This window comes from Caulobacter sp. (assembly GCF_017744445.1).
GTDB lineage: Bacteria > Pseudomonadota > Alphaproteobacteria > Caulobacterales > Caulobacteraceae > Caulobacter.
The window spans coordinates 613-1,131 of the sequence record NZ_JAGIBH010000113.1; the positions used below are offsets into that span (position 1 = coordinate 613).

The following is a 519-nucleotide window of genomic DNA, read 5'->3' on the forward strand; positions in this document are numbered from 1 at the left end:
GCCATCGCATAAGACGCCGCCCGCATCGTCATCCACTCGGGCCCGAGCCGCGCGCCGTCGAACTCCTCGCGCACCGCGAAGCTCCCGGTCATCGGCGTCCCGCCCGGCACCGCCGGCATGAGCGCCGGCGCGGTCAGCGGCACCGGCAGGCCATGGCGAAGGATGATCGGCCACTCACCGCTCCAGTCGACCGGCAGCAGGAAGGTCTCGCGGCCGATGTTGTAGAGGTCCTTGGCGTAATCGTAGGGTCGGGTGCCGAGGAAGATCGCCGCGAATCCGCCGCCTGGGAGCCCGACGATATCCGCATGTCCCGCTGCGCTCACCGGGTTCGGCCGATCGGCCGGCAGATCGCGCTGGGTCAGGATCGGGTTCACACCCGCCGGCGCCGGCGCGTAGGGCCCATCGACGCGGTCGGCGCGCAGGATCACCTGACTGTGGTTGACGCTCGTGCCGCCCTCCGCGGCGCTGATGTAGTACTTGCCCAGGTGCTTGTAGATGTGCGGGCCCTCGATCCAGATC

Annotated in this window: 1 protein-coding gene; it reads right to left on the reverse strand. The window is 69.9% G+C overall.

Annotation, left to right across the window (positions count from 1 at the left end):
• Positions 1-519, reverse strand: a 519-nt coding sequence (locus J7528_RS23935; protein ID WP_291879856.1) for a family 43 glycosylhydrolase, incomplete at both ends; no start/stop codon positions are given.